Annotated in this window: 27 protein-coding genes; 11 read left to right on the top strand and 16 right to left on the bottom strand. The window is 57.7% G+C overall.

Features of this window, described 5'->3' with window-relative positions:
• Positions 1 to 61 precede the first annotated feature (61 nt).
• Together QZQ97_RS00135 and QZQ97_RS00130 are read left to right on the top strand one after the other, a co-directional pair.
• Entirely contained in the window at positions 62 to 1,261 is a 1,200-nt protein-coding gene (locus QZQ97_RS00135; protein ID WP_311991727.1) for an efflux RND transporter periplasmic adaptor subunit, read from the top strand.
• 2 nt (positions 1,262 to 1,263) lie between these two features.
• Positions 1,264 to 3,213 carry a MacB family efflux pump subunit gene (locus tag QZQ97_RS00130; RefSeq protein WP_311991726.1) on the top strand — a complete coding sequence of 650 codons (1,950 nt, stop codon included), beginning with the start codon at positions 1,264 to 1,266 and terminating at the stop codon, positions 3,211 to 3,213.
• A gap of 3 nt (positions 3,214 to 3,216) precedes the next feature.
• Here QZQ97_RS00130 and cysM read toward each other — a convergent pair whose 3' ends face one another.
• The 8 genes from cysM to QZQ97_RS00090 all read right to left on the bottom strand — a co-directional run bounded on the left by cysM (position 3,217) and on the right by QZQ97_RS00090 (position 10,438).
• The gene (cysM, locus tag QZQ97_RS00125) at positions 3,217 to 4,098 is read right to left on the bottom strand and encodes a cysteine synthase CysM (protein WP_006317176.1); all 882 of its coding nucleotides are present in this window, start codon (positions 4,096 to 4,098) and stop codon (positions 3,217 to 3,219) included.
• A gap of 84 nt (positions 4,099 to 4,182) precedes the next feature.
• The gene (cysA, locus tag QZQ97_RS00120; protein WP_311991725.1) at positions 4,183 to 5,271 is read right to left on the bottom strand and encodes a sulfate/thiosulfate ABC transporter ATP-binding protein CysA; all 1,089 of its coding nucleotides are present in this window, start codon (positions 5,269 to 5,271) and stop codon (positions 4,183 to 4,185) included.
• Positions 5,261 to 6,136: a sulfate/thiosulfate ABC transporter permease CysW gene (cysW, locus tag QZQ97_RS00115; protein ID WP_311991724.1), complete on the bottom strand. Its 876-nt coding sequence runs from the start codon at positions 6,134 to 6,136 to the stop codon at positions 5,261 to 5,263. Before cysW ends, cysA begins: the two co-directional genes overlap by 11 nt.
• Entirely contained in the window at positions 6,136 to 6,969 is an 834-nt protein-coding gene (gene cysT, locus QZQ97_RS00110) for a sulfate/thiosulfate ABC transporter permease CysT (RefSeq protein ID WP_062868195.1), read from the bottom strand. The genes cysW and cysT overlap by 1 nt, the downstream gene beginning before the upstream one ends.
• Positions 6,969 to 7,991, bottom strand: a complete 1,023-nt coding sequence (locus QZQ97_RS00105) for a sulfate ABC transporter substrate-binding protein (protein WP_311991723.1) — start codon at positions 7,989 to 7,991, stop codon at positions 6,969 to 6,971. Before QZQ97_RS00105 ends, cysT begins: the two co-directional genes overlap by 1 nt.
• Before the next feature lie 202 nt (positions 7,992 to 8,193).
• Positions 8,194 to 9,093, bottom strand: coding sequence for a Dyp-type peroxidase (locus tag QZQ97_RS00100; protein ID WP_311991722.1), 900 nt, complete (start codon positions 9,091 to 9,093; stop codon positions 8,194 to 8,196).
• 165 nt (positions 9,094 to 9,258) lie between these two features.
• Complete coding sequence (locus QZQ97_RS00095; protein WP_311991721.1) at positions 9,259 to 9,843, bottom strand: RpoE-regulated lipoprotein; 585 nt, start codon at positions 9,841 to 9,843, stop codon at positions 9,259 to 9,261.
• Positions 9,844 to 9,973: 130 nt separating this feature from the next.
• Positions 9,974 to 10,438, bottom strand: coding sequence for a DUF2919 family protein (locus QZQ97_RS00090; protein ID WP_311991720.1), 465 nt, complete (start codon positions 10,436 to 10,438; stop codon positions 9,974 to 9,976).
• 171 nt (positions 10,439 to 10,609) lie between these two features.
• Here QZQ97_RS00090 and QZQ97_RS00085 point away from each other — a divergent pair, with 171 nt between their 5' ends.
• The gene (locus QZQ97_RS00085; protein WP_311991719.1) at positions 10,610 to 11,002 is read left to right on the top strand and encodes a YgiW/YdeI family stress tolerance OB fold protein; all 393 of its coding nucleotides are present in this window, start codon (positions 10,610 to 10,612) and stop codon (positions 11,000 to 11,002) included.
• Positions 11,003 to 11,042: 40 nt separating this feature from the next.
• On the opposite strand, the gene QZQ97_RS00080 is transcribed toward QZQ97_RS00085, so the two are convergent.
• Positions 11,043 to 11,468, bottom strand: coding sequence for a GNAT family acetyltransferase (locus tag QZQ97_RS00080; protein ID WP_006317161.1), 426 nt, complete (start codon positions 11,466 to 11,468; stop codon positions 11,043 to 11,045).
• A 205-nt stretch (positions 11,469 to 11,673) separates the two neighbouring features.
• On the opposite strand from QZQ97_RS00080, the gene amiA reads away from it, so the two are divergent.
• The 3 genes from amiA to QZQ97_RS00065 all read left to right on the top strand — a co-directional run bounded on the left by amiA (position 11,674) and on the right by QZQ97_RS00065 (position 13,999).
• Positions 11,674 to 12,561 carry an N-acetylmuramoyl-L-alanine amidase AmiA gene (gene amiA / locus QZQ97_RS00075; RefSeq protein ID WP_311991718.1) on the top strand — a complete coding sequence of 296 codons (888 nt, stop codon included), beginning with the start codon at positions 11,674 to 11,676 and terminating at the stop codon, positions 12,559 to 12,561.
• Positions 12,562 to 12,623: 62 nt separating this feature from the next.
• Positions 12,624 to 13,544 (top strand): oxygen-dependent coproporphyrinogen oxidase, encoded by a 921-nt coding sequence (gene hemF / locus QZQ97_RS00070; protein ID WP_311991717.1) that lies wholly within the window; start codon positions 12,624 to 12,626, stop codon positions 13,542 to 13,544.
• Positions 13,544 to 13,999: a YaiI/YqxD family protein gene (locus QZQ97_RS00065; RefSeq protein ID WP_004947732.1), complete on the top strand. Its 456-nt coding sequence runs from the start codon at positions 13,544 to 13,546 to the stop codon at positions 13,997 to 13,999. The genes hemF and QZQ97_RS00065 overlap by 1 nt, the downstream gene beginning before the upstream one ends.
• A 26-nt stretch (positions 14,000 to 14,025) precedes the next feature.
• Here QZQ97_RS00065 and QZQ97_RS00060 read toward each other — a convergent pair whose 3' ends face one another.
• The gene (locus QZQ97_RS00060) at positions 14,026 to 14,865 is read right to left on the bottom strand and encodes a ChaN family lipoprotein (protein ID WP_311991716.1); all 840 of its coding nucleotides are present in this window, start codon (positions 14,863 to 14,865) and stop codon (positions 14,026 to 14,028) included.
• Between the two features lie 192 nt (positions 14,866 to 15,057).
• Between QZQ97_RS00060 and mmuP the strand changes: the two genes are divergently transcribed.
• Entirely contained in the window at positions 15,058 to 16,467 is a 1,410-nt protein-coding gene (gene mmuP / locus QZQ97_RS00055; RefSeq protein WP_311991715.1) for an S-methylmethionine permease, read from the top strand.
• Positions 16,457 to 17,395, top strand: coding sequence for a homocysteine S-methyltransferase (gene mmuM / locus QZQ97_RS00050; RefSeq protein ID WP_311991714.1), 939 nt, complete (start codon positions 16,457 to 16,459; stop codon positions 17,393 to 17,395). Before mmuP ends, mmuM begins: the two co-directional genes overlap by 11 nt.
• 48 nt (positions 17,396 to 17,443) lie before the next feature.
• Here the strand turns inward: mmuM and maeB are convergent, their stop codons facing one another.
• From maeB to QZQ97_RS00025, 5 genes are all read right to left on the bottom strand, one after another.
• Positions 17,444 to 19,723: an NADP-dependent oxaloacetate-decarboxylating malate dehydrogenase gene (gene maeB / locus QZQ97_RS00045; RefSeq protein ID WP_311991713.1), complete on the bottom strand. Its 2,280-nt coding sequence runs from the start codon at positions 19,721 to 19,723 to the stop codon at positions 17,444 to 17,446.
• 165 nt (positions 19,724 to 19,888) lie between these two features.
• Positions 19,889 to 20,062, bottom strand: a complete 174-nt coding sequence (lysC, locus tag QZQ97_RS00040) for an Rz1-like lysis system protein LysC (RefSeq protein ID WP_311991712.1) — start codon at positions 20,060 to 20,062, stop codon at positions 19,889 to 19,891.
• Complete coding sequence (locus QZQ97_RS00035; protein ID WP_311991711.1) at positions 20,043 to 20,426, bottom strand: hypothetical protein; 384 nt, start codon at positions 20,424 to 20,426, stop codon at positions 20,043 to 20,045. The genes lysC and QZQ97_RS00035 overlap by 20 nt, the downstream gene beginning before the upstream one ends.
• Positions 20,423 to 20,824 carry a M15 family metallopeptidase gene (locus tag QZQ97_RS00030; protein WP_006317308.1) on the bottom strand — a complete coding sequence of 134 codons (402 nt, stop codon included), beginning with the start codon at positions 20,822 to 20,824 and terminating at the stop codon, positions 20,423 to 20,425. The genes QZQ97_RS00035 and QZQ97_RS00030 overlap by 4 nt, the downstream gene beginning before the upstream one ends.
• On the bottom strand, positions 20,814 to 21,140 hold the full coding sequence (locus tag QZQ97_RS00025; RefSeq protein ID WP_013814027.1) for a phage holin, lambda family: 327 nt from the start codon (positions 21,138 to 21,140) through the stop codon (positions 20,814 to 20,816). The genes QZQ97_RS00030 and QZQ97_RS00025 overlap by 11 nt, the downstream gene beginning before the upstream one ends.
• A 298-nt stretch (positions 21,141 to 21,438) precedes the next feature.
• Here QZQ97_RS00025 and QZQ97_RS00020 point away from each other — a divergent pair, with 298 nt between their 5' ends.
• Positions 21,439 to 22,938 carry a glycosyl hydrolase family 18 protein gene (locus tag QZQ97_RS00020; RefSeq protein WP_311991710.1) on the top strand — a complete coding sequence of 500 codons (1,500 nt, stop codon included), beginning with the start codon at positions 21,439 to 21,441 and terminating at the stop codon, positions 22,936 to 22,938.
• Between the two features lie 85 nt (positions 22,939 to 23,023).
• Here QZQ97_RS00020 and QZQ97_RS00015 read toward each other — a convergent pair whose 3' ends face one another.
• Positions 23,024 to 23,965, bottom strand: coding sequence for a LysR family transcriptional regulator (locus QZQ97_RS00015; protein ID WP_311991709.1), 942 nt, complete (start codon positions 23,963 to 23,965; stop codon positions 23,024 to 23,026).
• Between the two features lie 406 nt (positions 23,966 to 24,371).
• On the opposite strand from QZQ97_RS00015, the gene QZQ97_RS00010 reads away from it, so the two are divergent.
• On the top strand, positions 24,372 to 24,965 hold the full coding sequence (locus QZQ97_RS00010) for a lytic polysaccharide monooxygenase (protein ID WP_311991708.1): 594 nt from the start codon (positions 24,372 to 24,374) through the stop codon (positions 24,963 to 24,965).
• 278 nt (positions 24,966 to 25,243) lie between these two features.
• On the top strand, positions 25,244 to 26,194 hold the full coding sequence (gene tal / locus QZQ97_RS00005; protein ID WP_311991707.1) for a transaldolase: 951 nt from the start codon (positions 25,244 to 25,246) through the stop codon (positions 26,192 to 26,194).
• Positions 26,195 to 26,232 lie beyond the last annotated feature (38 nt).

Below are 26,232 nucleotides of genomic sequence, written 5' to 3'. Positions count from 1 at the left end.
GCGCGCTAAATTAGTGCAAATAGATTTTTGCCGCGCTTTTATGCCAGGGAACCACTTCGTCATGCCATCGTTTCAACGCTCAAAACGCTATCTGTTGCCCACTGTTATTGTGGCCGCTATCGCCTTATTTCTCTACTTCAGAGCGCAAGGCACCGCCGAAACGCCCCGTTATATCACTGCGGTAGCGCAAACGCGCGATCTGGAACAAACCGTGCTGGCCGATGGCACCATCGAAGCGCAAAAACAGGTCAGCGTCGGCGCGCAGGTCTCCGGCCAGATAAAAGCCCTGCGCGTAGCGCTGGGCGATAAGGTGCATAAAGGGCAACTGGTGGCCGAGATAGACGATTTAACCCAGCAGAACTCGCTGAGGGACGCGGAAGCGGCGTTGAAGAACGTACAGGCGCAGCGCACCTCCAAACTGGCGGCGCTGCGCAACAATCAGCTTGCCTATCAACGCCAGCAGATCATAGTGGCGCGCGGCGTCGGCGTGCAGGCGGATTTTGACAGTGCCAGAGCCACGCTGGATGCCACCCGCGCCGATATCAGCGCGCTGGACGCACAAATCGTGCAAGCGCAGATCGCGGTGAATACCGCGCAGGTCAACCTCGGCTATACCAAAATCACTTCACCGATAGACGGCACCATAGTCGCGCTGCCGGTTGAAGAAGGGCAGACGGTGAATGCGGTGCAAAGCGCCCCGACTCTCGTCAAAGTCGCCCGGTTGGACACCATGACCATTGAGGCGCAGATTTCCGAAGCCGACGTGGTAAAGGTGAAAACCGGCATGCCGGTCTATTTCACCATTCTCGGCGAACCGGGCAAGCACTACCGCGCCACCTTGCGGGCGATAGAGCCGGCGCCCGACTCGATCAATGATGAGACCACCACCTCCAGCTCCAGCAGCTCCAGTTCCAGCAGTTCTTCCACCTCCAGCACCGCGATTTACTACAACGGCCTGTTCGACGTGGCAAACCCGGACGGCGCGCTGCGCATCTCCATGACCGCGCAGGTGTATATCGTGCTGGCCAAGGCGAAAGGCGCGGTCGTGATCCCCGCCACCGCGCTGCAGGGCGACTGGGTACAAGTGGTGGACGAACAGGGCAATATCGCCCGCCGCCCGGTGAAGGTCGGCATCAATAATAACGTCGACGCGCAGATCATCAGCGGCGTGCTGGCCGGCGAAAAAGTCATTGTCAGCCAGGTCAACGCGGCGACGCAAAGCGGCACGCGGCGCATGGGTCCGCCGCCGATGGGGATGTAACGATGAACCATCCCCCTCTTTTGCAACTGCGCGGCATCAGCCGTCATTTTCAGACCGGCGAACAAAGCGTGACGGTGCTGGACAATATCAATCTCACCATCGGCCAGGGCGAAATGGTGGCGATCGTCGGCGCTTCCGGCTCCGGCAAATCGACGCTGATGAACATTCTTGGTTGCCTGGATCGCCCCAGCGAAGGGGATTATCAGGTCGCCGGGCGCAGCACCGGGCAGTTGGATCGCGATAATCTGGCCGAACTGCGCCGTGAGCATTTCGGTTTTATCTTCCAACGCTATCACCTGCTGGCGGAACTCACTGCGCAAGACAACGTCGAGGTGCCGGCGGTCTACGCCGGGCATCAGCGCACCGCACGCCGCCAGCGTGCCGCCGATCTGTTGCAGCGGCTCGGGCTGGCGGACCGTCTGAACTACCGACCCAGTCAGCTCTCCGGCGGCCAGCAGCAACGCGTCAGCATCGCACGCGCGTTGATGAACGGCGGTGAAGTGATCCTGGCGGACGAACCGACCGGCGCGCTGGACAGCCACAGCGGACAAGAAGTGCTGAACATTCTGAAAGACCTGCATGCACGCGGTCATACGGTGGTGATCGTCACCCATGACATGCAGATCGCCGAACATGCCCAGCGCATTATTGAGCTGCGCGACGGCGAAGTTGTCGCCGATCGGCAAAAAACCGTCGAGACCAAGGCACTGCTGCCGAAGGTGCCGGAAAGTGCCGGCAGCCGCTGGCAATCGCAGCGCGACCGCTTTTACGAAGCCTTCAAAATGGCGTTGCTGGCGATGGCGTCACAGCGTCTGCGCACCCTATTGACCATGCTCGGCATTATCATCGGCATCGCTTCGGTGGTGTCGGTGGTGGCGCTGGGCAAAGGTTCGCAGCAGCAGGTGCTGGCGAACATCAGCGCCATGGGCACCAGCACACTGGAAATCTACCCGGGCAAGGATTTCGGCGATATGCGCTCTGCGGCGATCCAAACGTTGCGCTCCACCGACGCCGACGCGCTGGCGCAGCAGGGATACGTCCATAGCGTGACGCCGACCCTCTCAAGCAGCACCACCTTTCGCTATGGCAATCAGTCGGTCAGCGGTACGGTCAATGGCGTTGGCGAGCAATATTTTCTGGTACGCGGCTACAGCATCGACAGCGGCATGGCGTTTAACCGCCATAGCGTCGACAACCTGATGCAGGAAGCGGTGATCGACGAGAATACCCGCAATAAGCTGTTCCCCAACGGCGCCAATCCGCTCGGCGAAGTGATCCTGCTCGGTTCGCTGCCGTGCCGGATTATCGGCGTCGCCGCAAAAAAGCAGAGCGGCTTCGGCAGCGATGAAAACCTGAACGTCTGGCTCCCCTACACCACCGTCATGAAACGCATGCTGGGCCAGAGTTACCTGAAGAGCATTACCGTACGGGTCAACGACGATGTCGATCTCGGCAGCGCCGAGGACGGCGTCACCCGTTTGCTGAGCCAGCGCCACGGCACCAAGGATTTCTTCGTCATGAACACCGACAGCATCCGCCAAACCATTGAGAAGACCACAGCCACCCTGACGCTACTGGTATCGATGATCGCGTTGATCTCGCTGGTGGTGGGCGGTATTGGGGTGATGAATATCATGCTGGTGTCGGTCACCGAGCGCACGCGTGAAATTGGCGTGCGCATGGCGGTAGGCGCCCGCGCCGGGGACATCATGCAGCAGTTTTTGATCGAGGCCGTGCTGGTGTGCTTGCTGGGCGGTGCATTGGGGGTGGCGTTATCACTGGGGATCGGCGTGTTGTTCAGCCAATTCAGCAGCAACTTCACCATGATCTATTCCGGGGCCTCGATCGTCGCCGCGTTTGTCTGTTCGACGCTGATCGGGATCATTTTCGGCTTTTTCCCGGCGAAACGCGCCGCCGGGATGGATCCGATACATGCATTGGAAAGGGAATAGCGTTCAGTCAAAAACGCCGGTGGAGAGATAACGATCGCCGCGATCGCAGATAATCGCCACAATCACGCTCCCCGGGTTCGCCGCAGCAATGCGCAACGCACCGGCCACCGCACCGCCGGAGCTGACGCCACAGAAAATGCCTTCGCGCTGAGCCAACTGGCGCATGGTCTGCTCGGCGTCGGTTTGCTGGATATCCAGTACCTGATCCACCAGCTCCGGGCGGAATATGCCCGGCAGATAGGCCGGTGACCAACGGCGGATGCCGGGGATGCTGCTGCCTTCCGCCGGCTGCAGGCCAATGATTTGCACCTGCGGATTTTGGCTTTTGAGGTAACCGCCTACGCCGGTAATGGTGCCGGTGGTGCCCATGCTGGAGACGAAATGCGTAATGCGCTGGTGGGTCTGTTGCCAGATTTCCGGGCCGGTGGTGGTAAAGTGGGCGTAAGGATTATCCAGATTATTGAATTGATCCAGCACCTTGCCCTGCCCTTCGCGCTGCATTTCCAGCGCCAGATCGCGCGCGCCTTCCATCCCCAGTTCACGGCTGACCAAAATCAGTTCGGCGCCATAGGCGCGCATCGCCGCCTGGCGTTCCTGGCTCATGTTTTCCGGCATCAGCAGCTTAAGAGAATAGCCTTTCAGCGCCGCGATCATGGCCAGCGCAATGCCGGTGTTGCCGCTGGTGGCTTCGATCAGCTTGTCGCCGGGTTTTATTTCGCCGCGCAGCTCCGCCTGCTGAATCATCGCCAGCGCGGCGCGATCCTTTACCGATCCCGCCGGGTTGTTGCCTTCCAGCTTGAGCCAGACTTCGCTGCCCAGTCCTGCGGCCAGACGTTGTACCTTTACCAGCGGGGTATTGCCGATGCATTGTTCGAGCGTTGTCACGATCTTTGCCTGTGTGTTGAAGTGCGTAATGTAAAAAGGCAACCCTGGGGTTGCCTTTAAAATAATATTGGCCGCTAAAAACTATCAGGCGCTTTTGGCTAACGCAACAGGTTGCAGCAGTTGATCGCCGGCGTACAGACGCGCATTCAGGCTGCCAACGTAGTAACGGCCGCCGCGTACCGGGGGTTGGTTGCCCTCCGGCAGCACCACGCTGATGGGTTCCTGATGCCAGCCGATCGGTTGTACGATCAACTGCCAGAAGTGGCCGCGCGGGCTGGCTTCCAGCACCTGCACAGGTAGCGGGCAGCGCTCGCTGCTCTCGGTGGCCACTTCCATTTCCCACGGACGCAGGAACAGATCTACGCTGCCCTGATGCATCGGCTGGAACGACAGCGGCCACTGGTGCGCGCCGACAAACAGCTGCGAGCCGCGGATTTCGCCGCTCAGGCGGTTCACTTCGCCCATAAACTCCAGCACGAAACGGCTGGCCGGCTCACGCATGATTTCGTTCGGTGAGCCCACCTGTTCAATATTGCCCTGGCTCATCACCACGATGCGGTCGGCCACTTCCATCGCCTCTTCCTGATCGTGGGTCACGAACACGCTGGTGAATTTCAGCTCTTCGTGCAACTGACGCAGCCAGCGGCGCAGTTCTTTGCGCACCTGCGCATCCAGCGCGCCGAAGGGTTCGTCCAGCAGCAGGATTTGCGGCTCTACCGCCAGCGCACGCGCCAACGCCACACGCTGCTTCTGGCCGCCGGAAAGCTGCGACGGGTAACGGTTGGCCAAATGACCGAGCTGCACCATTTCCAGCAGTTGGGTCACTTTCTGTTTAATCGCCGCAGCGTTCGGGCGCTCACGGCGCGGCAGCACACTCAGGCCAAAAGCGATATTGTCGAACACCGTCATATGGCGGAACAGCGCGTAATGCTGGAACACGAAGCCTACGCGGCGATCGCGTGCGTGCACATGGCTGACGTCGGTGCCGTGGAAGCCCAGCCTGCCGCCGCTCTGGCTTTCCAGCCCGGCGATAATGCGCAGCAGCGTAGTTTTACCGGAACCGGACGGCCCCAGCAGCGCTACCATCTCACCGGAGGCAATATCGAGCGAGATATCGTTCAATACCTTGGTACGACCGAAAAATTTATTGATGCCGCTAATCTCAATGCTCATGATTTTCCTCCCGCTCGAGGCGCGCATTTTGGCGTTCCAGACGCCATTGCAGGCCACTCTTCAAAAATAAGGTAATGATCGCCATCAGGGTCAACAGCCCGGCGGCGGTAAAGGAGCCGACGGTGTTGTAATCCTGTTGCAGCAACTCCACCTGCAGCGGCAGGCTGAAGGTTTCGCCGCGAATAGAACCGGACACCACAGAGACGGCACCGAACTCGCCGATGGCGCGCGCGTTGGTCAGCACCACGCCGTACAACAACGCCCAGCGGATGTTAGGCAGCGTGACGCGGCGGAACATCTGCCAACCGGACGCCCCCAGCAAAATGGCGGCCTCGTCTTCCTGGCTGCCCTGGCTGAGCATCATCGGCACCAGCTCACGCACCACGAACGGACAGGTCACGAAAATGGTCACCAGCACCATGCCCGGCCAGGAGAACATCACCTGGATATTGTGCGCATCCAGCCAACCGCCCAGCAGGCCATTGCTGCCGTAAAACAGCAGATAAATCAGCCCCGCCACCACCGGTGAAACGGCGAACGGAATGTCGACCAACGTCAGCAGCAACTGACGACCCGGGAAGGTGAAACGCGTCACCAGCCACGCCAGCAGCGTGCCGAAAATCAGGTTGAACGGCACGGTGATCAACGCTATCAACACCGTCAGCCAGATGGCGTGCAGCATGTCGCGATCGACCAGGTTACTCCACATCGCACCAACGCCTTTGGAAAAGGCTTCGGCGAAAATCGAAATTATCGGTACCACCAGCAGCAGCACCGAGAACAGCACGCCGATGCCGATCAGCGTCCATTTACCCCAATTGACGCGCGGGCGTTCGACGCCATTGAACTCAGAGATATCCGCCATCAGTGCCCCCCGATGCGTCGGCCGAAGCGGCTCTGCAGTACGTTAATGCTAAACAGCAGCAGCAGCGACGCCGCCAGGATCACCGAAGCAATCGCGCTGGCCGCCGGATAGTCGAACTCCTGCAAGCGTACAAAAATCATCAGAGACGTCACCTCGGTCTTCCAGGCGATATTGCCGGCGATAAAAATCACTGCGCCAAACTCACCCAGGCTACGGGTAAAGGAAATCGCCGTGCCGGCCAGCAGCGCCGGTGCAAGCTCAGGGATCACCACACGGCGGAAACTCTGCCAGCGGGTTGCGCCCAGGGTTTCGGCCGCTTCTTCATATTCCGGCCCTAACTCTTCCAGCACCGGTTGAACGGTGCGCACCACGAACGGCAGGCTGGTAAACGCCATCGCCACCGCGATCCCAAGCCAGGTGAAGGTCACCTTGATGTCGAAATGCGCCAGCCATTGGCCATACCAGCCGGTGGTGGAAAACAACCCGGCCAGTGTCAGGCCGGCCACCGCCGTCGGCAACGCGAACGGCAGATCGATCAGGCCGTCCAACAGCGTGCGGCCAGGAAAACGGTAGCGGGTCAGGATCCAGGCCATCAGCATGCCGAACACCGCGTTAAACAGGCTGGCAACGCCCGCCGACAGCAGCGTCACCTTATAGGCCGCCACCACCTGCGGATTGGAAATCACTTCCCAGTATTGAGCCAGGCTCATCTGCGCCAATTGCATCACCAGCGCGCTGAGCGGCAGCAGCAAAATCAGGCAGGTGTAAAACAGGCTGCTCCCCAGACTAAGGCCGAATCCGGGCAGAACCCGTTTACTGGACAACGACAACATTACTTATGTCCTGCTGCTAACAGTTGATCCAACTCGCCGCCGGTGGAGAAATGCGTTTTCATCACTTGCGGCCAGCCGCCAAATTGATCTTCCACCCGGAACAGCTTGGTGTCCGGGAACTGGCCCTTAGCCGCTTCCATCGCCTTTTTGTCGTAAACGCGATAGTAGTAGCTGGTGATCACCTGTTGGGCCGCCGGGCTGTAGAGATAATTGAGGTAGTCTTTGGCTGCCTGTTCGGTGCCGTTTTTCTCGACGTTTTTGTCTACCCAGGCCACCGGGAACTCCGCCAGAATATCGACCGGCGGCACGATGACCTGGTATTTGTCTTCACCGTACTGTTTGCGGATGTTGTTCACTTCCGATTCAAAGCTGATCAGCACGTCGCCCAGGCCTCGTTCCACAAAGGTGGTGGTCGCGCCGCGCCCGCCGGTGTCAAACACCAACACGTTTTTCAGGAAACGGGTCATGAAGGCACGGGTTTTGGCCTGATCGTTGCCGTCGGCCTGGCTGGCGGCGCCCCAGGCGGCCAAATAGGTGTAACGGCCGTTGCCGGAGGTTTTCGGGTTCGGGAACACCAGTTTCACGTCGTCACGGACCAGATCGTTCCAGTCGTGGATACCCTTCGGGTTATCCTTGCGCACCAGGAAAGCCATGGTGGAATAGAAGGGTGAACTGTTGTTCGGTAAACGGGCTTGCCAGTCGGCCGGGATCAGTTGGCCGCGGTCATGCAGGATCTGCACGTCGGTCACCTGGTTGTAAGTCACCACGTCGGCACGCAACCCCTGCAGGATCGCCAACGCCTGCTTGGAAGAACCGGCGTGGGACTGCTTGATGGTCAGCTTGTCGCCCGGGTGCTGCTGGTTCCACTGCTGTTCAAAACCAGGATTCAGCGCGGTAAACAATTCACGGGAAACGTCATAGGAGCTGTTCAGCAATTCAGTTGCCGAGACGGTGCCGCTGGCTAACAGAGCCGCAGCCAACCATCCTTTCAGCACGATATTTTTAACCCGGGTTTGTTTCATTCTGCACCTTAGCTAACTGAGTCAATCCGTCGGGCTTTCGCCCTGATGTTGACCAGTGTATTTATAACTAGGTGCGGAGCTGTAACGCTTTTATATACCGTTTAGTGATTTTCAAGCATCAAACGCTATAAGGCAGGAGCGGAGCGGTTTCGCTGGGGCGGGAAAGCGTACCGGGGCGACATGGCCGACCCCGGTGGATGCATCAAAGCGACATCAGGCGCGTCAACGAAGGAGCAAAGTAATAACTGCCGGTCACCGGACGGCTAAAACGCAGCATGGCATCGCGTTTGCCGTCCAGATCGCCAAACATGCTCAGCAGCTGTTTTTCGATATTATGCAGACGCGCACAGTAGGCGATAAAATAGAGCCCGTGCTTGCCGCTGGCGGTGCCGTAAGGCAGGCTCTGGCGCAGAATTTTCAGGCCCTTGCCGTCTTCTTTCAGATCAACCCGGCTGACGTGCGACGTCTCTGGCCGCTGATCCGACGGCAGCTCTTCGCTGTCGTGCTTGGTGCGGCCGATAATCTGCTCTTGCTGCTCGGTGGTAAAGCGCTGCCATTGACGCAGATTGTGTTCGTAACGCTGTACCAACACATAGCTGCCGCCCGCGTCTTCTTCGCCTTCCGCGATCACCGCCACTTCCGGGCGTTGGTTGCCCTGCGGGTTTTCGGTGCCGTCGATAAAGCCGCTCAGATCGCGCTCCTCCACCCAACGGAAGCCGTGGGTCTCCTCTTCAATCTTGATGGCGTTGCCGAACGCCGCCAGCGCCGCCTGCGCCAGCGAGAAGTTAACGTCATGACGCAGGGATTGGATATGGATCAACAGATCGCGTTGGGTGGCCGGCGCCAGTCCTTTACCCAGTGGGGTAAACGGCTTCAGCTCATTTGCCCCCTGGCCGCTGGACAGATCGTGCCAGACGTCGTAACCAAAGGCGATGACCGCCCCCAGGCGCGCATCAGGGAACTGTTGCTGCAGCTCGGTAAGCGTCTGGCAAAAATGCTTGCAGCCCTGACGCAAATCAGCGAATTCGCCCTGTACGGTAGCTTCCATAAAAATGGCGAAACGGCAGTGCTCCAGCAAAATGCCGCTCTGAACCTGTGTCATGTCGTTATCCTCAATAGCAAAATAGGGTAACAGGCCGCTGTTTACACTTGGATTTCCTGTTACAAACGCGCGGTATAATAACGCATGCGTGCCAGATTGCCTTAGCGCAACGCAAAGAAAACAGGGTTAATCACGAGCGCTCCAGGCAGAGCGCCCGAAAGCGGCTTACTGCGGTTTGGCGTGCCAGATAATCTTGCTGACCGTCCAGCTTTTCAGCGTGTCGTCCGGCGGAATGATGTCCTGCGGGCCCGCCCACTTGCCGCTGAAGATATAGGTGACGTATTTGCTCTGCTCCGCCACGCACTCTACCTTGCCGGCATCGTCGCCATCGGCCGGTTTGCAAGCGCCAAACGCCTTGCTGTACATGTCGCTGAACGGTGTGCCAAGCTTGTTGCCCCACTCGGTCGCCACTTTGTTGTCCATCACGTCCACACGCTGCACGTGGCCCTTCGGTTCACCGGTGATCACCAGTTTCACGTCATTGCCGTCCATTGCCTGGTAGTAAGAAACGATCTGGCCCTTGTTGGTCGCCATGCCGCCGCGCAGACGGTAATCGCCGTTCAGCCCGTCGTTGATCGCGCTTTCCGACATCGGCGTGCCGGCGTTGAGATCGCCAACGCCCTTGGCGCTGACCTCAAGGCTGCTGCCGAACCAGTTAAACGGCGACAGGCTCGACCAGGAGAAGTTGGACATCGTCGAACAGCCGGTCAGTAACAGCGGGAGCCCTAACAGCAGTGGGCGAATATTCATTTATAGCTCCTTAACATCAAAGGCATGGGTCAGTCAGGCTGCGTGCCAGCCTCTCACAACTGCCCGCGCTACGCCATCGGTTGCGAGATTGGAGTGCGGAAAATGAGAAAAGTGCCGCACCGCGCGGCAATTAAGCCGCCTCTTCCTGTGGCGTGAAGCAAGCCTTCAGCCGCGCGTTCCACAGCAGGTAGGCCAGCGCCAAAGCATCGAGCAACGCTAAAACGCTATCCAGCGCCGGCAGATTGCTGTCCTGCTGCCACAGGTTGAGCAGGGAGCCGCCCAACGCCGCCAGCACCGAGGCGCTGAGTACCCAACGCCAGGCCCGCCACAACCGTGGCCACAAATGCCGACGCGGGCCAATCAAAAAAGCCAGCGCGGCCGGCAACCCCAGCAGGATGCCATACCAGAACCTTTGGGTATCCGGGTAAAACAGTTGCAACAGTCCTCCCCCCTGTTGCTGCGAGACGCCGGCCATCACAAACAGGATCCAGGTGCGGGCCTGCAAAACCAGTACGCCCCAAAACCACAGCGGCAGGCGCAGCACGCCATGATGATCATAATCGTCGGGGGAAAATCGGTGTGGATGCGGCTTCAAGGTCGGTTCCTTGCCTGTTTTATCATTACTCCTACAAATGGGAGCCCTAATGATGGTTTTCAATACACCCGCTTAAGAAGCTCTTAAGATCTTTATGTTTTACTTACTTCATCAACACAGCAGTCCTGATTGGCAGGGCTTTGATTCTCGATTGAGATAAGGAAGCTTCACATGAAAAAATATACCCTGGCCGCTTTGATCGCGCTGTGCAGCGCACCGGTTCTGGCACAACAAGGCGGATTCCTTGACCCTTCCGCTCCGCAGACGCAAACCGCTCCGCAGGGCGGCTTCTCCGGCCCCAGCGCCGCACTGACCACTGTGGATAAGGTGAAGTCGATGAGCGACGACACCTGGGTCATGCTGCAAGGCAACATTGAGCAGCGCGTCGGCGACGATACCTATACCTTCCGCGACGCCAGCGGCACCTTGACGGTGGAGATCGACAGAAAACGCTGGAACGGCCAGACCATTACCCCGAAAGATAAAGTGCAGTTGGAAGGGAAAGTGGATAAAGACTGGAGCAGCGTGGAAGTCGATGTGAAAAACATCAAAAAGCTGCCGTAACGCTCACTGACGGGCGGTGAAGGTTCACCGCCTTATTGACTCAATATTCCTGGTCTTCGATCAGCCGCTTGCCCAGGCTGGTGATGCTCTGGATCTCGTAACCGAGTTTTTCGTACATCTCGATCACCGTATCGTTGTCTTCGCGCACCATCAGTTGGATCTTCGGGCAACCGCGCGCGACCAACTTTTTCTCCAGACGGCTAATCAACGCATTGGCGATGCCGCGCCCACGATAATCCGGGTGCACGCCCAGGTAATACGCCGAACCACGGTGGCCATCGTAGCCCCCCATCACCGAACCGACCACTTCACCGCCCACTTCCGCGACCAGAAACAGGTCCGGATCGTGATTCAGTTTGCGCTCGATATCCATCTCAGGATCGTTCCACGGCCGCAACAGATCGCAGCGCTCCCACAGGGTAATGACTTCTTCAAAGTCGTCTTGTCGAAATACGCGAATTTCCATCGATGTTCGCCGCTGTTAATTAAAGTGTTTATCTGATTATCGCGGGATTATTCACTTAAGCAATATCAAACTGCGATTTCCCACGCCAAACAGGCAGAAAACTGCGGTAACTCGCGTAATAAATGGACATAGTTAACCGTTCGATTAATGATTATCAATACGATATAACATCGCAAAATAGAATTTTTCGATGGAGCGTCGCGTTATGAAAAAACAGGTTAAACAATTCCTCAATTTTAAACCGCTCTCCGCCTCCTCCACGCGACGTCAGTTACTGCTCTCCGGCCTGGCGCTGGCGCTGCTCGGCTGCAAAAGTCAACCAGCCAAAGCGGAGTCCGGCGGCATGCTGCGCAATCAACACGCCAAACCGGCAGCGAAACCGACCGGCAGCAAACGGCTGGTGATGATCGATCCCGGCCATGGCGGCATCGATTCCGGCGCGATCGGCAGCGAAGGTTCGCAAGAGAAACACGTGGTGCTGGAGATCGCCAACCACGTACGCCGCATTCTGCATGAGCACGATCACGTCGAAGCCCGGCTGACGCGGGAAGAAGACGAATTTATCCCGCTGTTCCAGCGGGTTGAAATTGCCCACCAGCATCAAGCCGACCTGTTTATTTCGATTCACGCCGACGGGTTTACCAGCCCCGACGCCTCGGGTGCATCGGTCTTCGCCCTGTCCAACCGCGGCGCCAGCAGCGCCATGGCTCGTTATCTCTCCAACCGCGAGAACGCCGCCGATGACGTGGCCGGCGGCAAATATAAAAATCAGGATAACTACCTGCAACAGGTACTGTTCGATCTGGTGCAGACCGATACCATCAACAATAGCCTGACGCTCGGTCGCCACGTGCTTGGCCAGATCCGCCCGGTGCATCACCTGCACAGCGACAGCACCGAGCAGGCGGCGTTTGCGGTGCTCAAATCCCCGTCCATTCCTTCGGTGCTGGTGGAAACCTCATTCATCACCAACCCGGAGGAAGAACGCCTGCTCGGCACTACCGCGTTTCGCGAGAAAATCGCCCGCGCCATCGCCGACGGCGTGATCAGTTTCTTCAGCTACTACGACGCGCACCAACGAAAAACCGGCTGATAAGCGGCAGCGAATGCGGGTATACTTTGCGCCTTGTTCCGTCAGACGCGTGAATTATCCGTATGAGCTTACCGACCATCGCAGAAGTAAAATCCTTCCTGCTGTCGCTGCAGGACAGTATCTGCACGCAACTGGCACAGGCAGACGGCGGCGCCGTTTTCAACGAGGACCGCTGGACGCGTGAAGAAGGCGGCGGTGGCCGCAGCCGCGTGTTGACCGGCGGTGCGGTGTTTGAACAGGCGGGGGTAAACTTCTCGCACGTCTCCGGTGCCACCCTGCCCGCTTCCGCTACCGCACACCGCCCCGAGCTCGCCGGGCGCAGCTTCCAGGCGATGGGCGTGTCACTGGTGATCCACCCGCACAGCCCTTATATCCCCACCAGCCACGCCAACGTGCGTTTTTTCATTGCGGAAAAACCGGGCGAAGAGCCGGTGTGGTGGTTTGGCGGCGGCTTTGATCTGACGCCGTTCTACGGTTTCGAAGAAGACGCCGTCCACTGGCACCGTACCGCCGATCGGCTCTGTGCGCCCTTCGGTGACGAGGTCTACCCCAAATACAAAAAGTGGTGCGACGACTACTTCTTTATCAAGCACCGCAACGAAGCGCGCGGCATCGGTGGCCTGTTTTTTGACGATCTCAACACCCCGGACTTTGACAGCTGCTTCGCTTTCACCCGCGCGGTGGGCGAAGGTTTCCTCGAGGCCTACCTGCCGATCGTGGAAAAACGCAAAGCGCTGAGCTGGGGCGACAACGAACGTCAGTTCCAGCTCTATCGCCGCGGCCGCTATGTCGAATTCAATCTGGTGTGGGATCGGGGCACGCTGTTCGGCCTGCAAACCGGTGGCCGCACTGAATCCATCTTGATGTCGATGCCACCGCTGGTGCGCTGGGAATATAACTATCAACCGGCGGAAGGCAGCCCGGAAGCGGCGTTGTACCGTGATTTTCTGCCGGTGCGCGACTGGCTGAAGGAGCCTGAGTAATGCAGATTTGGGTCGATGCGGACGCCTGTCCGAACGTGATCAAAGAAGTGCTGTTCCGCGCCGCCGAGCGCACCGCCATGTCGGTGACGCTGGTGGCCAACCAACCGCTGAGAACGCCGCCGTCAAAACACATCCACACCCTGCAGGTGGCGGCCGGTTTTGACGTGGCGGATAACGAAATCGTCCGCCGCTGCGAAAAAGGCGATCTGGTGATCACCGCCGATATTCCGCTGGCGGCCGAAGTGATAGAAAAAGGCGCAGTGGCGTTGAACCCGCGCGGTGAACGCTATACGCCGGATACCATCCGCGAACGCCTGAACATGCGTGATTTTATGGATACCCTGCGCTCCAGCGGCATCCAGACAGGTGGCCCGAATACCCTGAACCAACGCGACCGTCAGCAGTTCGCCAACGAGCTGGACAAGTGGCTGCAACAGGCGAAACGGGCGCAGTAACTGCGCCGCTTTCCCTTGGCACGCCGTCATTTTACCGACGGCGTGATCCACAGGTAATCCGCCATCTGGCCATCAACCTGCGCACCCTGCTCCGCCAACATCAACACCGTCGGCTGCGCGCCCGGTTGCAGATCCTGCACATGCAGCGGCACACCCACCCATTTTGAGGCGTGATAACCACCGGCAATCAACAACGCCGGCGTTGGGGCAGCCAGCAGGCGCTCGGCCATGCGCCGATCGCGCTGCTGCTGGATTGCCAACATCGCGTGCAGCTGTTGGGGTTCGATTTTTCCGCCGTGCGAAGTGCGAATAGTGTCTTCCAGCGCCTTCTGTACTGCCGGGCGTACCGACAATTGCCCCTTCGGAAACACAGGCTGCCGGTAAAACGCCATGATTTCATCGCGATCCAGATTGGCTGACCAAAGCGGATATGGCGCCCGCATCGCCGCCATCACCACTTCGCCATACAGCGACCATTTCCAGCCTTTCTGCCAGTCAATCAACTGCGCCACGCGCTCATCACGCATGGCAGGATTGCCCTGCAGTGCCTGCTTGCTCTTGTCCACTTTGGCCTGCTGGTTCGGGGTAAGCATCTCCATCAGTACGCTGCCCTGCGGCCGCTGCTGCACCAGGTTTTGCACCAACCACAGTTCAATCCGATGATGGTAGGGGTTGTCGTGCTTTTCCCCGACCATCACCCTTGGTTGGGCGGCCAGGCGGACAAGAAGCTGGTCAGGCGACAAGGTTTCGCCGCTGCGTAAATCGGTAATTTTCCCCAGGCCGTCAAGGGTGTTTTTCGGTACGGACACCGGGGTCTGGCTGCAAGCGCCCAGTGCCAGCGCGGCCAGTAAAATCAGAATTCTCATGCTGCCCCCTGCAATAAAAAGTGCAAGCATTATAGATAATAATTATCATTTGCATATGTGTATCCCCCCGCCCTGAGACAGCGCCAACTATTTTTTAGTTTATGACGCCCGCTCTTACATTGATTTCATAAAGTATTACGGGTATAACCAATAGCCATTTAGCTGCTTAGACGTCTATACGGATGGAATACCATGCACTCACCTGAACCCGCCGAAGGGCACTTCAAACGCACCATGAAAGCCCGGCATCTGGTGATGCTGTCGCTGGGCGGCGTGATCGGCACCGGGTTGTTCTTCAACACCGGCTATATCATTTCTACTACCGGCGCTCTCGGGACTCTGCTGGCCTATCTGATTGGCGCATTGGTGGTTTATCTGGTGATGCTGTGCCTGGGTGAACTGGCCGTCGCGATGCCGGAAACCGGTGCCTTCCACGTCTACGCCTCACGTTATCTTGGCCCGGCTACCGGCTATACCGTCGCCTGGCTGTATTGGCTGACCTGGACGGTGGCGCTGGGCTCCAGCCTGACCGCCGCCGGTTTTTGCATGCAGTATTGGTTCCCGCAGTCGCCGGTGTGGCTGTGGTGCTTAATCTTCTGCGCGGCGATTTTCCTGCTCAACGTCATCACTACCCGCTTCTTTGCCGAAAGCGAATTCTGGTTCTCGCTGATCAAGGTCGTCACCATTCTGGCCTTTATCATCCTGGGCGGCGCCGCGATGTTCGGCCTGCTGCCGATGAAAGACGGCACGCCAGCCCCCTTCCTGCATAACCTGACCGCCTCCGGCTGGCTGCCGAACGGAACGCTGCCGATCCTGATGACCATGGTGGCGGTGAACTTCGCTTTCTCCGGTACCGAACTTATCGGCATTGCGGCCGGCGAAACCGAGAATCCGGAAAAGGTGGTGCCCTGGGCGATACGCACCACGGTGATCCGCCTGATGCTGTTCTTTATCGGCACGGTATTTATTCTGGCGGCGCTGATCCCGATGGATCAAGCCGGTATTGTGAAAAGCCCGTTCGTGCTGGTGTTTGAACGCATTGGCATACCTTATGCCGCCGATATATTTAACTTCGTGATCCTGACCGCCATCTTGTCGGCCGCCAATTCCGGTCTGTACGCCTCGGGCCGCATGTTGTGGTCATTGGCCAACCAGCGCACCCTGCCGGCTTATTTTTCCCGCGTCAATAAACGCGGCATCCCGATCAATGCATTGACCTTCAGCATGCTCGGCGGCGTGCTGGCGCTTCTGACCAGCGTTATCGCACCGGACACGGTGTTTGTCGCCCTGTCGGCCATTTCCGGCTTTGCTGTGGTGGCGGTCTGGCTGAGCATCTGCGCGGCGCATTACGCCTTCCGCCGCCATTATCTGCGCAGCGGTCAGCCGATCGAGGGCCTGAAATACCGTGCGCCGGGTTACCCCTTGACGCCGATCCTCGGCTTCGTCCTGTGCCTGCTGGCCTGCGTAGGACTGGCTTTCGATCCGGCGCAGCGCATCGCGCTTTATTGCGGGTTGCCGTTTGTCGCACTGTGCTACTTCGCCTATTATCTGACCCGCCGCGCCGGGCAAAAATCTTCGTTGGGAGAGAATCATGTCAGTTAACAATACCGTCGCCGCCTTATTGGCCGCTAACCGCACGCTGATTTTAGACGGCGCGCTGGCCACCGAACTGGAGGCGCGCGGCTGCGATCTCAGCGATCCGCTGTGGTCGGCAAAAGTGCTGATTGAAAACCCCGAGCTGATTTATCAGGTTCACCTCGACTATTTCAACGCCGGGGCGCAATGCGCCATCACCGCCAGTTACCAGGCGACGCCGCTGGGCTTCCTGCGCCGCGGTCTGAACCAGCAGCAATCGCTGGCGCTGATCGCCAAAAGCGTACAACTGGCGCAACAGGCACGCAGCGACTATCTGGCGCAACATCCGCAGGCCGCACCGCTGTTGATCGCAGGTTCTGTGGGGCCGTATGGTGCCTACCTCGCCGACGGTTCCGAATACCGCGGCGATTATTCGCTGCCGCAGGACGAGATGATCGCCTTCCATCGCCCGCGCATTGCCGCGCTGGCCGAGGCCGGGGTCGATTTGCTGGCCTGTGAGACCCTGCCGTCGTTCAGCGAGCTGCAGGCGTTGCTGGCATTGTTGCAAGAGTTCCCGACGCTCGGCGCCTGGTTCGCCTTCACCCTGCGCGACAGCCAACATCTCAGCGACGGCACGCCGCTGACGCAGGTGCTGGCAGCACTGCACGGCAATCCGCAGGTGTTGGCGATCGGCATCAACTGTATTGCGCTGGAAAACGTCACCCCGGCGTTGCGGCAGTTGGCTACACTTACCGACAAACCGCTGCTGGTCTATCCGAACTCCGGCGAACATTACGACGCGGTGAGCAAAACCTGGCATGCCTGCGGGGGCGAGAATGGCAACCTTATCGATCAGATTGGGGAATGGCAAAACACGGGAGCCCGGCTGATTGGCGGCTGCTGCCGCACTACGCCGCAGGATATCCGCCAGATCGCCGCACGCTGCAAGGCGTAAAAAAAGCCCCCTGCGCCGGAACGCAGGGGGCTTGTCGTCACTCAAGGCTTATAGCGGTTCAGTCTGCGCTTCCACCACTGCCAACGCCACCATGTTGACGATGCGGCGCACCGAAGCGATTGGCGTCAGGATGTGTACCGGTTTCGATACCCCCATCAGCACCGGCCCCACGGTCACCCCTTCCGAAGAGGATACGCGCAGCAGGTTGTAGCTGATGCGCGCCGCTTCCATATTCGGCATGATCAGCACATTGGCCGCGCCTTTTAGCGGGCTGTCCGGCATCAGATCGTGGCGAATACTTTCAACCAGCGCGGCGTCGCCGTGCATCTCGCCGTCAATCTCCAGTTCTGGCGCCATCTGGTTCACCAACTCCAGCGTTTTGCGCATTTTGCGCGCCGCCGGGCAGTCAGAGGAACCGAAGCTCGAATGGGACAGCAGCGCGACTTTCGGCTCAATGCCGAAGCGGCGCACGGTTTCCGCCGCCATCAGGGTAATTTCCGCCAGCTGTTCCGGCGTCGGATCGTCGTTGACATAAGTGTCGGCTATAAAAGTGTTGCCGCTTGGCAGCAGCAATGCATTCATCGCCCCGGCGACGTGCGCGCCTTCGCGGAAACCGAACACGTTTTTCACTACTTCGTAGTGCTCATGGTAGCTGCCGATGGTGCCGCAGATCATCGCGTCCGCCTCGCCGCGATGCAGCATGATGGCGGCAATCAGCGTCGGGTTGCCAATCACCGCACGGCGCGCCTGCTCCTGCGAGACGCCACGACGCTTCATGATCTGGTAATACTCGCCCCAGTATTCGTTGAAACGCGGGTCGGACTCGTTGTTCACCACTTCGAAATCTTTGCCCGGCGTCAATTGCAGGCCGAGCTTTTGCAACCGCATTTCAATCACGCTCGGGCGGCCGACCAGGATCGGATAGGCCAGGCCCTGCGACACCAGCTCTTGGGTCGCATGCAGCACCCTTTCCTCTTCGCCTTCCGCCAGCACCACGCGCTTTATGTCCTTCTTCGCCAGGGAAAAGATCGGCTTCATGAACAGGTTGGTTTTGTAGACGAACTCGGACAGTTTCTCGACGTAGGCATCGAAGTCTTCGATCGGACGCGTCGCCACGCCGGACTCCATCGCCGCCCTGGCCACCGCCGGGGCAATTTTAACGATCAGGCGCGGGTCGAAAGGTTTTGGAATGATGTATTCAGGGCCAAACGACAGGTCCTGATCGCCATAGGCGGAAGCCACCACGTCGTTCTGTTCCGCCAACGCCAGATCGGCAATCGCATGCACGCAGGCCAGTTTCATCTCTTCGTTAATGGTGGTGGCGCCCACGTCCAGCGCCCCGCGGAAGATGAACGGGAAGCACAGCACGTTGTTCACCTGGTTCGGGTAGTCGGAGCGGCCGGTACAGATAATGGCGTCCGGACGCACGGCTTTCGCCAGCGGCGGCAGAATTTCCGGTTCCGGGTTGGCCAACGCCATGATCAACGGATCCCTGGCCATGGTTTTCACCATGTCCTGGGTCAGCACGCCCGGGCCGGAACAGCCGAGGAAAATATCGGCATTGGGGATCGCATCCCCCAGCGTGCGCTGGCCGTTATCTTCAATGGCATAAGCCGCCTTGGTTTGCTCCATGTTGGCGTCGCGCCCCTTGTAGATCACCCCTTTGGAGTCGCAAACGGTGATGTTTTGCTGGCGTAGCCCCAGCGCCACCAACAGATTCAGACAGGCTATCGACGCCGCACCGGCACCGGAAACCACCAGCCGCACGTCGGAGATATTCTTTTTCACTACCCGCAGGCCGTTCAGCACTGCGGCGGTGGTAATAATGGCGGTGCCGTGCTGATCGTCATGGAACACCGGGATTTTCATGCGTTCGCGCAGTTTTTGCTCGATGTAGAAACACTCCGGCGCCTTGATGTCTTCCAGGTTGATGCCGCCAAAGGTCGGCTCGAGGGAAGCAATGATGTCGATCAGCTTGTCCGGGTTAAGTTCATCCACTTCGATATCGAACACGTCGATACCGGAAAACTTCTTGAACAGAACGCCTTTACCTTCCATTACCGGCTTACCGGCCAATGCGCCGATATTGCCCAGCCCCAGTACCGCCGTGCCGTTGGAAATCACCGCTACCAGGTTACCGCGGGCGGTGTATTTGTAGGCCGCCAGCGGGTCGGCGGCAATTTCCAGGCAAGGGGCGGCAACGCCCGGTGAATAGGCCAGCGCCAGATCGCGTTGCGTCGCCAGGGGTTTGGTTGGAGAGACCTGGATCTTCCCTGGGACCGGAAACTGATGGAAATCAAGGGCACTCTGTTTGAGCTGTTCGTCCATTATGGGTTCCTTTGCTTTTTGCTTTTATGTTGAGGTAAGGCTTTTAGGCTAGACCAGTATAGTGAGAGAAACGTCACAAACTTTGAAGCGGGCCATAACCTTGATCGAAATAATTTTATAAAAGTAAAAAAAAGTCCCACAGGACGGGGAATAAGAATACTGCCGTCAATGCAACGGCAGTTTTGCTCGCCAGGCGTTGAGCGTCGCCACCCGGCCCGCGCAAATTTGCAATGCGGTTTGCAATGCCAGCGTATAGCTGACGGCATCGCCCCAGGTGTCGCCCTGCAAGCGGGGTTGCTCGCAGGGCGTGAAGACGGATTCAGGGGGCAGCAGCACCATGGGCGTCGGCGCCGCCGGCGGCCGGGCGCAGGAGCTCAAGCACAGCGCCAGGAATAGGCTGCCCAGCGCAGGTATCATTTTTAATCGCTTCACGGTATTTCCTCTGGTAAACGTCGCTATGTCGGCGCAACTGCTGTTCCTGCTGCTGCTGAGCGGCCATCAGCGCACGGTTCTGCGCATCCTGGGTTTGCAGCGTGGCGATAAGCCCGGCCTGCTGCGCCAAGGTCTTTTGCTGTTCGGCCGCCTGCCGCCGCGCCAGCTCCAGCCGGTGCGACAGCAGCGAGCTGTAACCGCCGAGGCAAATCGCCACCGCCAACAGCAGCAGCAACCCGCCCTGCATGATCTTGTTCAGCCAACCGCTCATGCCGGGTAATCCCTGAAGGAGAGCTGAAAATGCGGCCCGTCCTTCAGCGTGCGCCACTCGCCGCCCCACTCGACGCTGACTGCGCATTCACGCGCTGCGCGGCGTACCGCCACGGCAATTTGCGCGTAGTAATCCCACTCCCAGGACACCACGCCCGCCGGCATCGCCACCACGTCCACCGCGTGCCCGGTCAGATGCCGGCTCCTCAGCGTCTGGCTTTTGCCGGTGCGCAGCATGTCACGCTGCCGCGCCATGCTGCGCACGCCTTCGCTGATGGAAAAGGGCACCAGCGAATAATTCAACGCCAACCGCATCACCCGTACCAGATCCGGATGCACGCCAATTAAATTGTCCTCACTGCGTGCGGTAAAGCGCATTTCCTGAATTTCATTTAACATTTTTTAACCCCGTCTTCTTGCCAATGATTTTTTTAATTAATGCGCTAATATAATCAGCACCCAGAAAGCCAATCAGCACGCTGGCAAGATTCGCCCATTTTAATTCCAGGCCTGCCAGCGCCAATGCATCACGCACCGTCCAGGCCAATAACGCGCACATACCTGCATTTAATAACCGGCGTCGCATCCCTACGTTGCGATAGGCACCATGCAAAAGTGCCATGATGCCGGCCAAAATGGCATTCATTGCCGGCTGAAGGTATTCACAGGCTCGCTGAATAATTAAGCCAACAGCGTCTGGCTCTAAGCTGGACATAGCTACTCTCCTATTTTTAATTTTAATTAAATGCCAATCACCGCCGGCAGGATATCGGTACAGTCAGAATCTAGTTAAGGATGCTATAACAAAGCAAATGAATAAAAATAGCGTCTATGGTCAAATTCATTCACGCTCAATACTGGCACAACAACTCCCGTGAATAACGGCGGGCATCGAATAAAAAACTCATCTTTACTGTGATTTATTTCGACTTTTCTTTACCAGAGAAATAAACATTTAATAGCACCGAGAGAATCACTCTCGATGACAAAAACCTTAACTCTGGAGAAACACTATGTCTGTACGTAAAGCGGTCATTGGTTATTATTTCATTCCGACCAACCAAATTAATAACTATACCGAATCCGATACCTCAATCGTGCCTTTCCCGGTGTCCAATATCACGCCGGCCAAGGCCAAACAGCTGACCCACATTAATTTCTCGTTCCTCGACATTAACAGCAATCTGGAATGTGCCTGGGATCCGGCAACGATAGATGCCAAGGCACGCGATGTGGTCGGTCGGTTGACCGCGCTGAAAGCGCACAACCCCAGCCTGCGTATCATGTTCTCCATTGGCGGCTGGTATTATTCCAACGACCTGGGCGTTTCCCATGCCAATTACGTCAACGCGGTGAAAACCCCGGCTGCGCGTACCAAATTCGCGCAATCCTGCGTGCGCATCATGAAAGACTATGGCTTTGACGGCGTAGATATCGACTGGGAATACCCGCAGAGCAGCGAGGTGGACGGTTTTGTCGCCGCGCTGCAGGAGATCCGCACCCTGCTGGATCAACAGACCCAGACCGATGGCCGCCAGGCGCTGCCATACCAACTGACCATCGCCGGGGCCGGCGGCGCGTTCTTCCTGTCGCGCTACTACAGCAAGCTGCCGCAGATCGTCGCCTCACTCGATTACATCAACCTGATGACTTACGATCTGGCCGGCCCATGGGAGAAAATCACCAACCATCAGGCGGCGCTGTTTGGCGATAGCGCCGGGCCGACCTTCTATAACGCGCTGCGCGAAGCCAATCTGGGCTGGAGTTGGGAAGAGCTGACCCGCGCCTTCCCGAGCCCGTTCAGCCTGACGGTGGACGCTGCCGTACAGCAACACCTGATGCTGGAAGGCGTGCCAAGCAGCAAGATCGTGATGGGCGTGCCGTTCTACGGCCGTGCGTTCAAGGGGGTCAGCGGCAGCAACGGCGGCCAATACAGCAGCCACAGCACGCCGGGGGAAGATCCGTTCCCAGGCACCGATTACTGGCTGGTGGGCTGCGAAGAGTGCATCCGCGACAAGGACCCACGCATCGCCTCTTACCGCCAACTGGAACAGATGCTGCTCGGCAACTACGGCTATCAGCGCCTGTGGAACGACAAAACCAAAACGCCGTACCTGTACCACGCGGCCAACGGCCTGTTCGTGACTTATGACGACGTCGAAAGCTTCAAGTACAAGGCAAAATATATCAAGCAGCAGCAACTGGGCGGGGTAATGTTCTGGCACCTGGGGCAGGACAACCGCAACGGCGATCTGCTGGCCTCGCTGGACCGCTATTTCAACGCGGCCGATTATGACGATAGCCAGTTGGATATGGGCACCGGCCTGCGCTATACCGGCGTCGGCCCCGGCAATCTGCCGATCATGAGCGCACCGGCGTACGTGGCGGGCACGACCTACCCACAGGGCGCGCTGGTGTCTTATCAGGGCTACGTCTGGCAGACCAAGTGGGGCTTTATCACTTCCGTACCAGGCTCCGACAGCGCCTGGCTGAAAGTGGGCCGTGTCGTTTAACGGCATAAAAAAACCCCGTGGCTCGCGCTGCGGGGTTTTTACTGCTTTAAACGTTTAATTTTCGCATCCCTTCGTTGTTATTCCCTCAGTTGTTACACCAAGGGTAACCCCCATCCCGCACCACTTCGCGCCCCATCAGGCTGAAAACGTCGCTTTTACGCGTCAGACGTTCATGCCACCAGGTAAAACCGGTTCCCTTGCTGGCCGGGTGCCAGGCCAGCCAAATCATTTCGTCACCTTTTTGCATATCGACCGGTACCGTCACCAGTTCGCCGCTCGCCAGCTCTTTTTCGATCAGCGAAGGTGGCAGAAAACCGTGGCCGATACCGCGTTTCAACAGCGCCAGCTTGCTCTCGACGTCGCAAACCACCAGTTGGCGCTGCAACGGCATCGTGCCGTGGTTGCGCTTTGGCAGCTCATGGCTGCTGTCGGCGATCACCACCACGATGTCATTCAACCGCTGATTTTTATCCACCGGTTTTTTCTGTGCCGCAAAGGGATGCGAAGGCGAAACGCATAGCACGAAATTCAGCTTGCCGAGCATCAGTGTCTTGGCCTGCACGCTGTCCGGGATCTGGCCAATGGCGATAATCAAATCCGCCCGATTGTTCTTCAGCGCATCCCAGGTGCCGTTCAGCGCTTCCCGCTGTACCGAAATGTTGGCGTTCGGGCTGTGCTGAATATAGTCGCGTATATCCTGGGTGATGGTTTCCAACGGAAAGAACTTATCGACGACGATACGGATATTATTATCGAGTTTCGGGATATTCCTCACTCGGCTCTCGAGATCCTGCACCGCATTTAAAATCCAGCTGCCCTCTTGCAGCAGGAATTCCCCTTCATCCGTTAGGGTAATCATCGGGCCATTTCGATGAAATAATTTCACGCAGAGTTTACTTTCAATATTGGAAACCCGATAAGATATCGCCGAAGGCGTTTTATGCAGCGCCTCCGCCGCCATAGAGAAAGAACCGGTACTTTTTATGGTGCTGATTATTTTAATCGCATCCAGGGATAATCTAGTCATACTAATTCCTCTTTGACATAAAATAAGAAAAATTGACACTAAATTCCCAGGTAACTGGCGCGTAAAAAACGTTCAAGTCATACAAGAGTAAGCAAAACCACAAGCAATATACTCCATATCGGAGAGCATCATCTGAAAGAGTATTCATCAATCCATTAAGTAAAATTCATCATGATGCTGCGACGTTAGACAGCAGCGTTTAAATAAATTCAATCAAAGAATAAAAGACATTCATCATAATAATTTCAGTTAATAGCCTATAAAACATTCCATCCCAATCCCTGACACGAATGATAAAAATAAAACAAGCCACCCATAATGATGTTTTTTAATTTCGTTAATGACCTCTCATTTCAGTGGTGAAAATACACTCAACTTACAATATAACTTCAGTCAGGAGTGACTCATGAACAATACTTCTCGTACCCTTATGTCTTTCGGTTTGCTGAGCGCCGCCCTGTTTGGCATATCCCAACAGGCTAACGCCCACGGCTATGTCGAGACACCGGCCAGCCGTTCCTACCAGTGCAAACTGCAGCTCAATACCCAGTGCGGCAGCGTGCAGTACGAGCCGCAAAGCGTCGAAGGTCTGAAGGGTTTCCCGCAAAACGGTCCGGCGGACGGTCATATCGCCAGCGCCGATAAGAGCACCTTCTTCGAACTGGATCAGCAAACGCCAACCCGCTGGAACAAGCTCAACCTGCATACCGGCGCCAACTCCTTTACCTGGAGGCTGACCGCCCGTCACAGCACCACCGGCTGGCGCTATTTCATTACCAAACCAAACTGGGATGCGTCGCAGCCGCTGACTCGGGCCTCCTTTGATCTGACGCCATTCTGCCAATACAACGACGGCGGCGCGATCCCAGCCGCGCAGGTCACCCACCAGTGCAACATACCGGCAGACCGCAGTGGTTCGCACGTCATCCTCGCCGTGTGGGATGTAGCAGATACGACCAATGCCTTCTACCAGGCGATTGACGTTAACTTGAGCAAATAATAAGGAGGGGAATACCACAGGGTTCAGCCGGGTGCTGAACCCTTTTTTTATCGCTGTCCCCCCTATTCTACTCGCCGCATACCCCAAGCCAAAAACCCTATTCTCGCGGGTGCAACCCGCAGCCGGCCTGGTTCGGGGCAGGATCCATTGTTCTTATCCATCGCAACAATCAGAAAAAGCGCATTTTAATCATCGGGCTTCTGATGCAGTGTGTTCAGCCTACGATGAAAAAGGTTCTCATTTCCCTACATGTTTGGCACTGATCAAGGAGCTTATAAATGAACCAATTAGATGCACTCAAGCAGCTAACCACGGTTGTGGCCGACAGCGGCGATATCGAATCCATCCGCCAGTTCGAACCCCAGGACGCCACCACCAACCCTTCACTGATCCTGAAAGCCGCGGCGCTGCCGCAATATAAGCCACTGATCGTCGAAGCGCTGAACTATGCCCGCCAACAGGGCGGCAGCAAAGAAACCCAACTGATCAACGCCAGCGATAAACTGGCGGTCAACATCGGCGTCGAAATTCTCAAAAGCGTGCCGGGCCGCATTTCCACCGAAGTGGACGCCCGTTTGTCGTTCGATCGCGGCATGTGCGTGGCCAAGGCGCGCAAACTGATTGGCCTGTATCAGGAACAGGGCATCGACAAGTCCCGCATCCTGATCAAACTGGCATCAACCTGGGAAGGCATCAAAGCCGCCGAGGAACTGGAAAAAGAAGGCATCAACACCAACCTGACGCTGCTGTTCTCCTTCGCCCAGGCCCGCGCCTGCGCCGAAGCCGGCGTGTACCTGATTTCCCCGTTTGTGGGCCGTATCTATGACTGGTATCAGGCCAAACAGCCTGCCGCCGAGTACGACGCCGAGCAGGATCCGGGCGTGAAATCGGTGCGCACCATTTATGAATACTATAAGCAGCACCGCTACCAGACGGTGATCATGGGCGCCAGCTTCCGCAAGGTGGAGCAAATCCTGGCCCTGGCCGGCTGCGATCGCCTGACCATAGCGCCGAACCTGCTGGAACAGCTCAAACACAGCGAGCAACCGGTCGAGCGCAAACTGACGCCGTCCACCGAAGGTTTCCATCAGCCCGCCCCACTGGCCGAAGCCGAATTCCGCTGGCTGCATAATCAGGACGCCATGGCGGTTGAAAAACTGGCCGAAGGTATCCGTCTGTTCGCCGTCGACCAGCAAAAGCTGGAAGACATGCTGGCCGCTGAACTGTAATTATTTTGGAGTTATCAATGTCCTCTCGTAAGCAACTC

This window comes from Serratia sp. root2 (genome assembly GCF_031931805.1).
Classification (GTDB): Bacteria; Pseudomonadota; Gammaproteobacteria; order Enterobacterales; family Enterobacteriaceae; genus Serratia; species Serratia inhibens.
Note: the sequence above shows the minus strand (reverse complement) of the source record. Positions and strands in the feature narration are given on the sequence as shown.